The following is a 13,796-nucleotide window of genomic DNA, read 5'->3' as shown; positions in this document are numbered from 1 at the left end:
GCTCCATCAAGTGCTGTGCGGACAAAGGAAGTGGCAGGTGTGTCAGCCGCGGGCCGGCTCGAGGTGCCCGAGGCTGACGCGCAGCACACCCCGGGCGGTACCGGTCACCGTCACGTCGCGCAGGTCGCGGACCCGGGGGCACCCCTCGGCGGCCGGACCCCGGTAGGTGCCGACGACCACAGCGGTGGCGGCCGCCGCGGCCGCCGCGCGCAGCCCGGCCTCCGCGTCCTCGAAGACGACCGCGGAAGCCGGGTGGACGTCGAGGGCCGCCGCGGCGGCCAGGTAGCCCTCCGGGCTGGGCTTGCCCTCGCGTACGTCGTCGGCGCTGACCAGCAGCGGCGGCAGCGGCAGACCGGCCGCCGCCATCCGGCGGTGCGTCAGCTCCCGGCCGGCGGACGTGACCACAGCCCAGCGGCCGGAGGGCAGGCAGGACAGCAGCTCCGCCGCGCCGGGCACGGGCACGATCCCGTCGACGTCCTCGACCTCCTCCGCGACGAGCCGTGCGGTCTCGGCGGCCACGTCGACGCCGGCCGGAGCGTACCGGGCGACCGTCTCGCCGGTGCGGCGGCCGTGCGCGGTGTGGAGAATGCGGTCCGCGTCCAGTCCGTGCCGCCGGGCGAAGCGGCGCCAGGTGCGCTCGACGACGACGGTGGAGTCCACCAGCGTGCCGTCCATGTCGAAGAGCAGGGCCTCGGGAGCGAGAGCGGTGTGGGACGTCATCCGGCTGACTCTTTCTGCTGCGTGGGGGCCTGGCGCGTGGAGGCCTGGCGCGTGGAGGCCTGGTGCGTGGGGGTGGAGGTCGGTGCGGGGCGTGCGGCGCGGGCCCGTGCCCAGGCGAGGTCCCGGAGCGGGGCAGCGGTGTCGCCGTCGCGGTAGTCGTTCTCCAGGACCAGCGCGCGCGGGGCGGGGCCGTGGACGGCCAGGGCGGCGATCACGTCCTCCAGCAGGCCGTCGCCGGTGCCGAGCGCGACGTTCGCGCCCGCGGCGGCGCTGCCCGGAGGACGGTCCTTGAGGTGGATCTGGTCGGCCAGGAAGGCACCGAGGCCGGTCACCCACCGCACCGGGTCGCGGCCGGCCACGCGCAGGTTGCAGGGGTCCAGCAGCAGCCGGAAGGCCGGTGAGGCGACCCCGTCGGCCAGGGCCCCGGCATCCTGCGCGTCCAGGTCGTTCTCGCTGGCCAGGAGCAGCCCGCGGGCGGCGGCCTCCCCGGCTGCCCAGGCCAGGATCCGAACGGTGCGCCGCAGGTCGTCCCGGGTGCCGATGGCGCTGCGCCGGAAGCTGGGCACGAACACCAGCGGTACGCCGTAGATCTGTGCCGCGTCGAGCAGCCGTACGATCACGGCTCGGGCCCGGGTGGCCTCGGCGCTGCCCGGCAGGGCGGTGAGCCCGATGTCGTTCAGGGTGTTGGCGGTCAGCCCGAGCAACTCGACGCCGGTCCCGGCACTCGCCCGGTGCACGGCCCGGACCGTTCCCGGGGCGTCGGCCCAGGGGCCACGGCCCGGCCCGCCGAGGTCCAGCTGCACCCCGTCCGCCCCGAGCCGCGCCGCGCAGCGCACCGCTTCCTCGGCACCGGTCACCGGCAATCGCCAGGACGCGAGGGCGACGAGGGCGTTCGACCCGCTCATGCCGGCACTCCGCGGCTCTGGGAGACCGGGCGCGTGTCGCGGACGGAGCGCCAGTGGCCCCCCTCGTCCACGACCAGACTGTCACCGTGATGCCCGGCGGCATCCGTGGTGACCAGTGTGTGGGCCAGCGCACCGAAGTGCTCGGGGCGCATGTAGGAGTCGTAGTCGAAGCCGGTGGGCCGGCGTCGCCGGATGCCGGGGGTGTCGACCATGCCGGCCGGGAGCGCCTGCACGACACGGACGCCGTCCGGGCCCTCCTCCTGGGCGACCGAGTCGAGCAACGCGCTGCCCGCGGCCTTGGTCGCCGCGTAGCCGGAGCGCCCCGGCCCGGCGTTGTAGACCACCTCGGAGGAGATTCCCAGGAACAGCCCGGCCGGCTCGGCGCGCAGCACGGGCAGCGTGGCCGCCAGGGTCAGCCACAGGCCGTGCAGGTTCACCTCCACCTGTCGGCGCCACTCGCCCTCCTCGACCTCGCCGAAGGGCGCGCGCCGGTTGCCGTACGACACGGCCGAGTAGCAGACGGCGTGCAAGGGTCCGGCCGCCGCGTCGGCGAGCACGGCGCGGGCCGCCTCGGCGTCGGTGAGGTCCAACGGGAACCAGCGCAGCAGGTCGGCGTCTTCACCGGCGGGCTTGTTGCGGCTGAGCACCAGGACATCGAGTCCGGCCCGCGCCCAGGCTGCGGCGACCCCGCGTCCGATGCCGGTCGAACCACCGACGACCAGGGCGCGGCGGGCGGCCGGCGATTGCTGGGGGAGGGTCATCCGTTCTCCTTGGTCAGACTTCGAGAGGCGGTCATGCGGGGGCGGCGATGGGGGCGGCGCGGTCCGCGGCGACGCGCACCGCGAGCTTGATCAGGCGGCGGCCCTGCCACGTGCGGTCGCGGTGGACCGCGAGGTGCCGCATGATGCGGGCGGCCTCATCGAGACCGGCCACATGGGTGACCAGGTCCCGGTAGCGCTCGGGAGCGGCCGCCAACTCGGCCGCCGCCTGCCGCAGGTGACGGCCCGCCACTCCGCGATGGCCGAACAGCCGTACCGGGGTTCCGGCGTCGGTGACGGCGCGCTCCACGCGGGGCACGGCGGGCAGGCCGCCGCAGTTGGCGGCGCGGACGGCGGCGAGTTGCACACCCGGCAGCAAAGGGCTGGTGGCGTCCGGGGGCAGCCCGCCGAGCAGGTCGACGACGAGCTCTCCGGGCAGGGCGCGCAGCGCCGTCTCGAGACAGCGCAGGGTAGCGTCGCGCGGTGTGGCGAGGACGACGGCGGCCGGTCCGTCGCCGACCGCTGCGCGCAGCGCCTTCGGACCGTCCGCCGCGGTGAGCAGGACGTCGGCCCGGTGCGCACACCGGGCGCTCCAGGCTCGCCCCGCGTCCGTGTGGTGCACGTGCACGGTCCGCACGCCGGACGGGAGCATGCGGCCTGCCGCCCGGACGGCCAGGTGACCGACCGTGCCGTCACCGAAGACGAGCAGCGTGCGGACCTTGACCGTCTCCAGGACGGAGTACGCGTACCGTACGGTCGCGAGCGGCTCCAGCAGGGCGGCCAGGTCGTCCGGCGCGAGCTGCTCGGGCAGCGGCGTCACGAGACCCGCGGCCACCGCACTCGCCGGGATGAGCGTGCGCTCCTGGAGCAGACCGTCGACGTGGTGGCCGAGCAGGAAGGAGGGGTCATCCGGGTGCGTCGGGTTGACCACGACACGGGTACCCGGCGCGAGGCAGGGGTCCACGCCGGGGCCGACCGCGGCGACCAGGGCCGATCCCTCGTGCCCGATCACGGGCGCCGGATCCCCGCGCAGCCCGCGCAGCATCTGCAGATCGGTGCCGCACAAACCCGCCGTCTGCGGGGCGACGAGAATCTCGCCGGCCACCGGACGGGGGGTCGGCCGTGGTTCGACCCGGACCCGGCCGCCCTCGCGGACGATCGCGCGGTGGAACACGGCGCTCATCGTGTGGCTCCTGTCGGCTGCCGGTCGGAGAGGTGGGTGAGGCGAGTGAGGTCGGTGACGGCCGGGGCACCGCCCCGACCACGCCGAGCGGCCAGTGCGGCACCGATCAACGGGTCGGCCTCGCCGGGCGGGGCCGTGGTCACCCGTCGCTCGGCCCAGCCGGGGCAGCGGTCACCGGTGAGGTAGAGGCCGGTGCGGGCCAGATGGGCCAGCAGCGCTCGGCGGACGTGGCCGCCGAGGCCGTACACCACCCCGCCCGTCAAGACGATCTCGTCGAGCTCCGGGTCCAGGCACAGGGCGGTGCGCAGCACGTCCGCGAGGGGTTCGACCGCCGCCGAGAGCAACTCCCGCGCCACCGTGTCGCCTTCGTCGAGTGCGGCCCGCAGGGCACCGTCGAATCCGGCCTCCTCGGTCCGTCCGAGCACCGACCCCGCCCAGCGCTCCGCGTCCCGCACCCGCATCGACTCGGCGAGCCGCCGGATGCCTGGTCCGGAGGAGTACGCGGCGACGTGCCCGGGGGTGCCGCAGTCACAGACGGGGACCGTGGCACGGGCCGGCCCCGTCGGGGTGGCGGCGAGGGTCGGCCGGGCCGCCGGGGCGACGTCCGGGGCCGACCGACCCGCCGTGGTGACGGCGGGCGACGGGGTGCGGGCGGACCCGGCCGCGAGGTCGCGGGGAGCCGGGCCCGCCGACGCGGTCCACGGGGCCAAGGCCGTCGGCAGGGCAGCCGGCAGGTGGCCTATTTCTCCCTGCAGCCCGCAGTCGTCCACCGCGACGGTGTCCGTGCGCAGATCCAGGATGCGACAGGCGACGCCGGTGCTGACGGTGACCAGGAGCAGTTTGCGCAGGCTGCGCCGGTGGGGTGCGGCAGCCGCGTGGAGCAGGGCCGCGGTCACGTCGTTGACGACGTGCCAGGCGACCTCCGGCCGGGCCGCGCGCAGGGCGCCGTGCAGGTCGAAGGGCTCGGCGTGCGGGCCCCACAGCGGGGCCGAGGCGTACACCGTTGCGGTGCGGTGGTCCAGGGCCGCGCCGAAGGACACCCCCACGCGGGCCGCCCCGGCGGGGACCGCCGCACACAGCGCGTCGACCATCCGCTGCCGCAGCTCGGGCACGGACAGCCCGGGCAGGGTTCGCATGCTCGGCGAAGGCCCGTCGACGAGGTCCCGCAGCCCGTCCTCGGGCGACCAGAGGGCTCGGCGCAGCCGCGTGCCGCCGACGTCGACGACCGCGATGTCCCCGGCCGGGGGTGTCCCCCCGACGCTGTCACTCGTGCCGGTCACGAGGCCACGGCCAGCAGCTCGGCGTCCTCCCGCCCGGCCAGCGCCGCCGCACGCACCTGGACGAACTCCAGCGCGCCGGCCAGCTCCTCGCGGGTGAGGTCGTTGACGAACCGCACCTGCCCGATGCCCTCGGTCAGCGGCATCCGCTGGCGGCCGTCCCGGTGCTTGACGGCGTCACGCAGGGCTTCCTCCAGCAGCTCGGCGGTGAACACGGGGTGGGCGAGCGGGAGGCCCGCGGTGTGCATCAGGCGCAGCGCGCGGTCGGCGTCCTCGGCGGACAGCAGGCCGCGCCGGTGGGCGAGGGCCACGCAGATCGCCATGTCGACGGCGACGGCCTCACCGTGCAACAGCGGGGGGTCGGCGCGCAGTTCGAGAGAGGGGCTGAAGGTGTGGCCGTAGTCGACGGACCGCTCCAGCACCTGCTCCCAGAGGTTGGGTTCCAGTTCGTCGAGCATGCCGGCGATGGCCCGGGAGATCACCTCGGTGGCTACGGGCCCGCCCATGGCGAGGCTCTGCGGGCCGGTTCCCGCCACGGTCGCCTCCAGCAGCTCGAACAGCACCGCGTCCTTCACCAGGGCCATCTTGATGATCTCGGCCAGGCCGTTGACGATGTGCCGCGGTTCGACGGTGGTGAGGAACTCCGGGTCGATCAGGGCGGTCTCGGGTGCGTAGTACGTGCCGAGGCGGTTCTTGTGGGTGCCGTGGTTGACGCCGGTCTTGACACCGATGCCCGCGTCGATCTGGCCCAGCAGGGTGGTGGGGACCCGGATGTAGGGGACGCCACGGCGGTACAGGCTGGCGGCGAACCCGGCCACGTCGAGGACGACGCCGCCGCCGATGGCGACGATCTTCTCGGTGCGGCGCAGCAGACCCATCGCCGTCATCGCCTCGGTCACCTCGACGGCGCTCTCCAGCTCCTTCGCCTCCTCGTCGCCGGGGAGCACCTTCCAGAAGGACTCGACGTGCCAGGCCTCGAGGTAGGCGCGGACGCGCTCGCCGTACAGGGCCTGCACCTTGTCGTCGACGACGACCAGGCAGCGGGTCGGGTGCTGTCCGTCGGCACCGCAGGCGCGGGCGAGGGCCGGGTTGGCCGGGTCCAGCAGGCCGCGGACGATGTTCACGTCGTATCCGACCGGCTCACGGGACTGCACCCGCCAGGTGAGGCCCGGCGGCTTGGGGAGGTCGACGGGCGTGACGAAGGCGGGAGCCTGGGGGGCGGTGGTGGACGGAGACATGGTGCATCCTCGTTCCTGACGGACCGGGCGCCCGGCAGGGCGCGCGTCCCGTCGATCGGGAAGGGGCGGCAGGTCGGTGGTCGCAGCGCGGTCCGGGGCGGGGCCGGAAGATCAGGCCCGCACGGACTGGCGGTGCCGGAAGACGTCGTTCGGGTCCCAGCGCCGCTTGACCTGCTGCAGGCGCCGGTAGTTGCCCTTGAAGTACAGGTCGTGCCAGGGCACGGAGGACCGGTTGTGGCGGGGGTCGCCGAGGTCCGAGTCGGGGTAGTTCACGTAACAGCCGTCGGTACGCTCGCCGGGCACCGGTACACCGCCGGTGGCGGCGTACACGTCGCTGTAGACACCGCGCACCCAGGCGATGTTGGCCGCGTCGTCGCTCTCGTCGTACCAGTACGTCTCATACGTGACCTTCATGATCGAGTCACGCTGGGCCACGGCCGTCGCGGCCGGGTCCACCTCGGCGATACGCCCGCCCGTCGACGGGATGACGAGCCCGGCGATCCGCGCGCTCTGCGGTGAACGGGTCAGGTGCTCGTAGATCGTCTCGATCTGCTGCCGGGTGAATCCCCTGCGGTGGTACGCGGATTTGTGCTTGCCGCGCAGGTTGGGGTCGGTCTGGGTGGGGCTGGACGTGCCCACGTACCGGGTGGCGCGCAGCCAGGGCAGCCGCTGGGTGGTGGCGTACGTCGACCGGTGGGTCCCGCCGGTCGCCTCCGGCACGCCGGGGGTGTCGCTGACGCCGAGGGCGCCGTTGAGGCCGGTGAGGAAGTCGGTCAGCAGCCGCGGTGCGTCCGGGAGGGTGGCGTCCAGCTGGGCGATCAGGGCGATGTCGCCGGTCGACTGGTGGTTCGGCATCAGCCAGACGCACATGTCCCGGTACGGGGAGGTGACGTCCTTGTGCCGCTCCAGCCAGGAGCCGTAGAACTCGAGCAGGGCGGTGAAGCCCGCCTTGCTGACGTCCTCCCAGGGCCAGGACGCCATCGTCACGAGCACCTCGGCGGGAGGTTCGGGCAACAGCGCGCCCGGAGCGGAGCCGGCCCTGCCCGGGGTGCGGAACCAGTACTTCGTGATCACGCCGAAGTTGCCGCCGCCGGCGCCCGTGTGCGCCCAGAACAGGTCGTGGTTCGGGTCGTCGGGATCACGGCCGGCCACGACACTGCGGGCTCTGCCGGAGGCGTCGACGACCACCACCTCCACGGCGTCGAGGTGGTCGACGGTCAGGCCGTGGGTGCGCGAGAGCATCCCGTAGCCTCCGCCGCTCACATGACCGCCTACGCCGACGGAATAGCACGCGCCGCCGGGAATGGTGACGCCCCAGCCCTCATAAAGGGTTTCGTAGACGCGGAGCAGGGTGGCCCCGCCTTCCACGGCGAATGCCTGGCGTTCCGGGTCGAAATGGACCCCGTCCATACGGGACATGTTGATGACGACCTCGACTTCTGAATTGAAGACGAAGTCCTCGAAGCAATGTCCGCCGCCTCTGATGCTGATGCGCTTGTCACGGTTCACCGCGTCCTGCACCAGCTCGACGACCTGACGCGTCGTCGTGGGCAGCACGATCTGCTCCGGAGCGGCGACCCACCGCTGATTCAGGCCGGATATCAGGTCGGCGTAGCGTGCATCATCCGGTTTTACGGAGACCGGACCCGGCCCGGCGGCCGCGGCCTCCCGGGCCGTCGCGGCAGGCGCCGGCAGCAGTCCGGCACCTGCGGCAGCACCAGCAGTCGAGAGCAGTGCCCGGCGGCGGCTGAAGGAACTCATGCGAGAAATACCCCCGTTCGCTTGCAGATCTCGCTGGGTGATTCCCGAGGAACTTAGAACAGCGCCGCGGGCGGGGACAAATACCGGATCCGTTCCGCCGATACGGCCCTCGCATCACTCGTTTCACTCATGCGCGAAGTGCAAGAATCCGGTGGCGTTCAGCGAGGACGACCACGTACGGCCTTCGCCTTCACTGTCCGGGCGGCGCCCATCGATACATTTCGGGAATGAGATTCCGTGCAGCCGGCGAGGCGCCGGACCGAGGACGCCGGACGCCGCTCATCTGAAGACGCCCGTGTGGCCGAGCGAGTAGCGGCCGGGCTGGGGGTAGACCGCGAGGCCGTGCGGACCGCTGCCGACCGGGATGCGGGCGAGCTGGGTGCCGGTGCGGGTGTCGACGGCGTACACCTCGGCGTCGTAGCGGCCGGACAGCCACAGCACCTTGCCGTCGGCGGAGACGCCGCCCATGTCGGGGCTGCCGCCGTCGGGCAGCTGCCACTTCTTGGTCAGTTTGCCCTGGGTGAAGTCGAAGACCGAGATCGTGCCCTCGCCGCGGTTGGTCACGTACATCTCGCGCGAGTCGCGGCTGACGTAGAGGCCGTGGCAGCCCTTGCCGGTGGGCAGCAGGGTGGGTTCGGTGAACCGGTCGCCGTCCAGGACCCACATGCCGTGGGCCATCATGTCGGCGATGTAGAACCTCTTGCCGTCGGGCGAGACCTTCACGTCCTGCGGCATGGCGCCCTCGAACGGCAGCCGCTGCTGCCCGACGACCTCCATCTTCTCGGTGTCCACCTTGAGCAGTTCGCCGCTGAACTCGCAGGAGACGATGAAGTAGCGGCCGTCGAGGGAGAAGTCGGCGTGGTTGACGCCGTAGCAGGAGACCGGGACGGTCTTTCTGATCTCCATGGTGTGCGGGTCACGGAAGACCAGTTCCCGGTCGAGGGAGGCCATGACGACGGCGTATCTGCCGTTGGGCGTGAAGTACAGGTTGTACGGGTCGTGGACCTCGACGTCCTTGCCCGCCTTGCCGGTCTTCGGGTCGATCGGAGTGAGGGTGTGGCCGCGGTTGTTGTTGACCCACAGCGTCTTCAGGTCCCAGGAGGGCACGACGTGCTGGGGCTGCCGGCCCACCCGGATCGTCTCGGTGACCTCGTACGTCTTCGGGTCGATGACGGTGACCGTGTCGGACTCGGTGTTGGGGACGTAGACCCGGGACGGGAAGTCCTTGACCACCGGGGACAGCTTGTTCGGGCGGTCGGCCGCGTACACGTCCTCGGGGTCGAGGACGGGCGGCATGCCGGGCAGGCCCTTCACGGGCTTCTTCTCGGGCGGAAGGGGCACGGCGGCCTTGGTGCCGTGCCCCTCGGAGTGCCGTTCCGCGCTTCCGGTGCCACAGGCGGCGACGGCGGCGAGGACGGCACCCGCGACCAGGGTGCTCTTGACGAGGTGAGGGCGCATTGCACCATTTAATGGGCGTCCCGGAGACAAACGCGTGATTCGTCCGTCCGGCGACCGGGTGAGGCATCGGGCGTGCTCAGCGGTCGGCGACCCGCATCTCGAACCAGGTGGTCTTGCCCCGTGGCAGGAGGTCGACCCCCCACCGGTCGGCCAGCTTGTCGACGAGGAACAGACCACGGCCGCTGATGTCCAGTTCCTGGACCGGCATCAGGCACGGCAGCCCCCGGGAGGGATCGCGGACCTCCACGCGGATCCAGCCGCGGCGCCGGTGCAGGCGCAGCCCGAAGACGCGGGCGCCGGTGTGGCGTACGGCGTTGCCGACCAGTTCGGAGACGAGGAGCACCGCGTCCTCGGTGGTCTTGGGGGTGAGTCCCCAGTGGCGCAGGATCACGACCTGGGTGAGCCGTCTCGCGGTGGCCGCGGACTCGGGGCGGGACGGCAGTGGAACCTCCGCCTCCGTCGGGTTGCCGTACAACTCCAGCGCTTTGAGCGCGTGTTCGTCCTCGACGGTCGGCGACCAGCGCGCCGCGGCCGCATGTGCGTGTCCCCGCGGCTGTTCCATACCCTCCAGCCCCGCCATGCCCCCCATCATGGCCGCCCGCGGCACCCGACGGGGCCGTTCCCGGGGAATACGCCCCGGGGAACGGGCGGCGGACCGGCGATCACCTGTCATATGCCGCAGGCATGACGAGGTGACTGATCCCCAGTCCGACCTGCTGGAACAATGCGTTCCGGGGTAATCGCCGGACTCTCCCGTTCCGGCACGCTTAAGGTTGTCTTAAGGCTGCCATAAACCGCCCCATCGAGGGGACCGCGGGTCGGACACGACGTCAATTGCAAGCCCCTGGACGGATGTTCAGAGGAACTTCGCCTTGCCCGGTCCCTCCTCCACGAAGCTGCGCATCCCGCGCTCACGGTCCTCGGTGGCGAACAGACCCGCGAACCAGTTCCGTTCGATCGCGAGGCCGGTGTCGATGTCCGTCTCCAGACCCGTGTCGATCGACTCCTTCGCGGCCCGCAGCGCGAGGGCCGGCCCCTGGGCCAGCTTCTTGGCCCAGGCGTGCGCCTGGGCGTACACCTCGTCGGCGGGGACGACCCGGTCCACCAGGCCGATCTCGCGGGCCTCGTCGGCCTTCACCATCCGGCCCGTGAAGATGAGGTCCTTGGCCTTGGAGGGCCCGACCAGGCGGGCCAGGCGCTGGGTGCCGCCGGCGCCGGGGATCAGTCCGAGCAGGATCTCCGGCTGGCCGAGCTTGGCGTTCTCGCCGGCGATGCGGAAGTCCGCGCACAGGGCGAGTTCGCAGCCGCCGCCCAGCGCGTAGCCGGTCACGGCCGCGACGACCGGCTTGGGGATCCGGGCCACGGCCGTGAACGAGTCCTGCAGGGCACGGGAGCGCAGCACCATCGCGGTGTGGTCCATCGCCTGCATCTCCTTGATGTCCGCGCCGGCCGCGAACACCTTCTCCCCGCCGTAGAGGACCACCGCCCGGACGTCCTCGCGGCGGGCGGCCTCCTCCGCGAGTTCCTTCAGCCGGTCCTGCGTGGCGATGTCCAGCGCGTTCATGGGCGGGCGGTCGAGACGGATCGTGCCGACGCCTTCAGCGACTTCGAGAGAGACGGTCATGGGCAGCAGGTTAACGGGGGCTAACAGGATTGGGGCCGGTGCGGTCGGTCACACCGACCCGGGGTCCGGTGGTTGCCCCCGGGGCCGACGCCCGGGGTGCGGTGGTCGCCCCCCGGGACCGACGCCAGGGACCCCGGTGCGGTCGGTCGCACCGGGGCCCCTCAGGTCGGCTGTGGGCTACTTCTTCCACTTCTCCCAGGACATGTTCCAGCCGTTGAGCCCGTTGTCCGGGTCGACGATCCGGTCCTTCGAGTTCTTGACGACCACCACGTCGCCGATCATCGAGTGGTTGAAGAACCACGCGGCCGGCACCTTCTTGTCCCAGCCGCCGCGCACGTCGCGCAGGCCGATGCAGCCGTGGCTGGCGTTGTAGTTGCCGAAGGCGCCGCTCGCCCAGTAGTTGCCGTGCAGGAACGTGCCGGAGGTGGTCAGGCGGACGGCGTGCGGAACGTCCTTGATGTCGTACTCACCGCCGTAGCCGACCGTCTCGCCGTTCATCCGGGTGACCGTGAGCATCTCGCTGACGACCATCTGGCCGTTCCAGGTCTCCATGCCGGGCTGGCCGGTGGTGACGGGAATGGTCTTGATGGTCTTGCCGTCCTGCGTGACCTTCATCGTGAGCTTCTTGGCGTCCACCACGGAGACCTGGTTGCGGCCGATGGTGAACTTCACCGTCTTGTCCTGCTCGCCGTAGACGCCGGGTCGGCCCTCGACGCCGTCGAGGTCGAGGTCCACGGTCACCTTGGTGCCGGGCTTCCAGTACTTCTCCGGGCGGAAGTCGAGGCGGTCGTTGCCGAACCAGTGGCCCTCGACGTCGACGGCCGGCTCCGTCCTGATGCGAATGGCCTTCTCGACGTCCTCCGGTGCGGTGATGCCCCGGGAGAAGCGGATGGAGAACGGCATCCCGACGCCGACCTTGGACCCGTCCTCGGGGGTGAAGGTGCCGGTGAAGGTGTTCTCCGGGGTCAGTGTGGTGAAGCCCGCGTCCTCGGCGGCCGTGCGGCCCTCGGAGTCCTTGGCCACCGCGTGGACCGTGTACTTGGTGGCGCCGGCCAGATGGGTGGACGGCGTCCAACGGGCGCCGTCCCCGGATATCTCGCCGTCGACCTTCTTGCCCTCGGCGTCCTTGACCTCGACCTCGGTCAGCTTCCCCTTCGTCGCGGTGACCTTCAGCGCACCGCTCGTGTCGACGGACTTCGCCCCGTCCTTGGGGGTGATGCCGACGACCGCCTCGGACTGCTTGCTCTGTGCGCTGCCCGAGTCCCTGCCCTTGCTGTCACCCTCACCGGAACCGGAGCCGCTTCCCCCGCCGCCGCACGCCGTGACGGCGAGGAGCAGCACGCCGATCGCCGACGCGAGCATTCCGTTCCTGCGCCCAACCGACGCCCCCGATATCGGTCGCCCGTTCACGTGGTTCTCCCCTCCCAGGGCCTGGTCAGGCCCGCACCCCGCGCGTCCCCCGCGCGTCGGCGCATAGTAACCACAAGGCACCGGGCACCGGCGGTCTGCGATTGTCACCGTTCGGTCCCAACGGATCACCGGTCAACCCGCCCCCCTGTCGGGTTACTTCACCGCACTGCCCGCCTTCCATGCATTCCAGCCCATATTCCATCCTCCGAGCCCGTTGCCCGGAGAGACCTCTTTGTCGTTGCTGTTGACGACCTCCACCACGTCACCGACGAGGCTGCGGTCGAAGAACCAGCCGGCCGGGGTGTCCGAGCTGCCGCCCTTCACGTCGCGCAGCCCGATGCAGCCGTGGCTGACGTTGGTGCGTCCGAACACGGAGTGGTGCGCCCAGTAGTTGCCGTGCAGGAAGGTCCCGGAGTCGGTCAGGCGCATGGCATGGGGGACGTCGGGGATGTCGTACTCGCCCTGGCCGTCGCGCTGCCTGAAACCCACCGTGGCGCCGTTCATGCGGGTGACGTCGAGCATCTCCGTGATCACCATCTTGCCGTTGTACGTGGTGTTCCCGGGGGCGCCGGCCGTGACGGGCACGGTGGCCAGGGGCTCGCCGTCGCGCCGGACCTCCATGGAGTGGGCGGCGGCGTCGACCACGGAGACCTGGCTGCGGCCGACGGTGAACGAGAACGTCTTGTGCTGCAGGCCGTAGACGCCGGGCGCGCCCTCGACATCGCGCAGCCGCAGGGCGACGGTGACCCGGGTGCCGGGTTTCCAGTAGTCCGCGGGGCGGAAGTCGAGGCGGGTCCGGCCGAACCAGTGCGGGCGGATCTCGACGGGCGGGCGGGCGGTGACCCGGACCGCGCGTTCGACGGCGGCGCGGTCGGTGATCTCGCGGCTGAACTCCAGGGAGACGATCATGCCGGTGCCGACCGTGGCGCGGTTCTCCGGGGCGACGTAGCCGATGAAGCGTTCCTCGGGGACGTAGGTGGTGAAGGTGGTGTGCCGGGCCGAGCGGCGCCCGTCGCCGTCCACGGCCACCGCGTCGATCGAGTACTTGGCGGCCAGCGCGAGCTGCTGCTCGTCGGGTTCCCAGGTCAGGCCGTCGGCGGAGAGGTGCCCGGCCACCGGGGAGTCCTGGGCGTCCCGCGAGCTGACGACCCTCACCTTCTCCAGCCGGCCGTCGGGCACGTGCACCCGCAGCTTCCTGTCGGGGCGCACACCCCTGCTGCCGTCGGCGGGCGAGACCTTGATGACGTCCTCGGGCGCCGGGGGCGCGCCGAACGCCCCGGTGACCCCGCCCGCGTCGTCCGAGGTACACCCCGTGGCCCCGGCCAGGAGCCCTGCCCATGTCACTACGGCGGCCAGCGCGGCCCTCACGCGCCGCGCGCGCCCTTGTACGTGCCTCACGCGGTGCCCAACGACCGGCCGCGTCCCCGGGAAACGACCATGCCCGCCCCCGGGGAAACGTGAG

At 72.1% G+C, this 13,796-nt stretch carries 12 protein-coding genes; all 12 read right to left on the bottom strand.

Annotated features, from left to right (window positions below; translation table 11 throughout):
• Positions 1-42: 42 nt before the first annotated feature.
• The 12 genes from AB0B29_RS30245 to AB0B29_RS30190 all read right to left on the bottom strand — a co-directional run bounded on the left by AB0B29_RS30245 (position 43) and on the right by AB0B29_RS30190 (position 13,732).
• Positions 43-720 carry an HAD-IA family hydrolase gene (locus AB0B29_RS30245; protein ID WP_362244668.1) on the bottom strand — a complete coding sequence of 226 codons (678 nt, stop codon included), beginning with the start codon at positions 718-720 and terminating at the stop codon, positions 43-45.
• Entirely contained in the window at positions 717-1,625 is a 909-nt protein-coding gene (locus tag AB0B29_RS30240) for a sugar phosphate isomerase/epimerase family protein (protein ID WP_362244666.1), read from the bottom strand. The genes AB0B29_RS30245 and AB0B29_RS30240 overlap by 4 nt, the downstream gene beginning before the upstream one ends.
• Positions 1,622-2,386: an SDR family NAD(P)-dependent oxidoreductase gene (locus AB0B29_RS30235; protein ID WP_362244664.1), complete on the bottom strand. Its 765-nt coding sequence runs from the start codon at positions 2,384-2,386 to the stop codon at positions 1,622-1,624. Before AB0B29_RS30235 ends, AB0B29_RS30240 begins: the two co-directional genes overlap by 4 nt.
• A 31-nt stretch (positions 2,387-2,417) precedes the next feature.
• On the bottom strand, positions 2,418-3,566 hold the full coding sequence (locus AB0B29_RS30230; protein WP_362244662.1) for an alcohol dehydrogenase catalytic domain-containing protein: 1,149 nt from the start codon (positions 3,564-3,566) through the stop codon (positions 2,418-2,420).
• On the bottom strand, positions 3,563-4,846 hold the full coding sequence (locus AB0B29_RS30225; RefSeq protein WP_362244660.1) for an ROK family protein: 1,284 nt from the start codon (positions 4,844-4,846) through the stop codon (positions 3,563-3,565). The genes AB0B29_RS30230 and AB0B29_RS30225 overlap by 4 nt, the downstream gene beginning before the upstream one ends.
• Complete coding sequence (locus AB0B29_RS30220) at positions 4,843-6,081, bottom strand: sedoheptulose 7-phosphate cyclase (RefSeq protein ID WP_362244658.1); 1,239 nt, start codon at positions 6,079-6,081, stop codon at positions 4,843-4,845. The genes AB0B29_RS30225 and AB0B29_RS30220 overlap by 4 nt, the downstream gene beginning before the upstream one ends.
• A 111-nt stretch (positions 6,082-6,192) precedes the next feature.
• The gene (locus AB0B29_RS30215; RefSeq protein ID WP_362244656.1) at positions 6,193-7,842 is read right to left on the bottom strand and encodes an FAD-binding oxidoreductase; all 1,650 of its coding nucleotides are present in this window, start codon (positions 7,840-7,842) and stop codon (positions 6,193-6,195) included.
• A gap of 279 nt (positions 7,843-8,121) precedes the next feature.
• Positions 8,122-9,300 carry a YncE family protein gene (locus tag AB0B29_RS30210; RefSeq protein WP_362244654.1) on the bottom strand — a complete coding sequence of 393 codons (1,179 nt, stop codon included), beginning with the start codon at positions 9,298-9,300 and terminating at the stop codon, positions 8,122-8,124.
• Positions 9,301-9,376: 76 nt separating this feature from the next.
• Entirely contained in the window at positions 9,377-9,880 is a 504-nt protein-coding gene (locus AB0B29_RS30205) for an ATP-binding protein (RefSeq protein ID WP_362244652.1), read from the bottom strand.
• 276 nt (positions 9,881-10,156) lie between these two features.
• Entirely contained in the window at positions 10,157-10,924 is a 768-nt protein-coding gene (locus tag AB0B29_RS30200) for an enoyl-CoA hydratase/isomerase family protein (RefSeq protein ID WP_362244650.1), read from the bottom strand.
• A 177-nt stretch (positions 10,925-11,101) separates the two neighbouring features.
• Positions 11,102-12,286, bottom strand: coding sequence for a L,D-transpeptidase (locus tag AB0B29_RS30195; RefSeq protein ID WP_362244648.1), 1,185 nt, complete (start codon positions 12,284-12,286; stop codon positions 11,102-11,104).
• A gap of 201 nt (positions 12,287-12,487) precedes the next feature.
• Positions 12,488-13,732, bottom strand: coding sequence for a L,D-transpeptidase (locus AB0B29_RS30190; RefSeq protein ID WP_362244646.1), 1,245 nt, complete (start codon positions 13,730-13,732; stop codon positions 12,488-12,490).
• Positions 13,733-13,796 lie beyond the last annotated feature (64 nt).

This window comes from Streptomyces tibetensis (assembly GCF_040647715.1).
GTDB lineage: Bacteria > Actinomycetota > Actinomycetes > Streptomycetales > Streptomycetaceae > Streptomyces > Streptomyces tibetensis_A.
The sequence above is the reverse complement of the archived record's forward strand: the minus strand, read 5'-3'. Positions and strand labels throughout refer to the sequence as shown.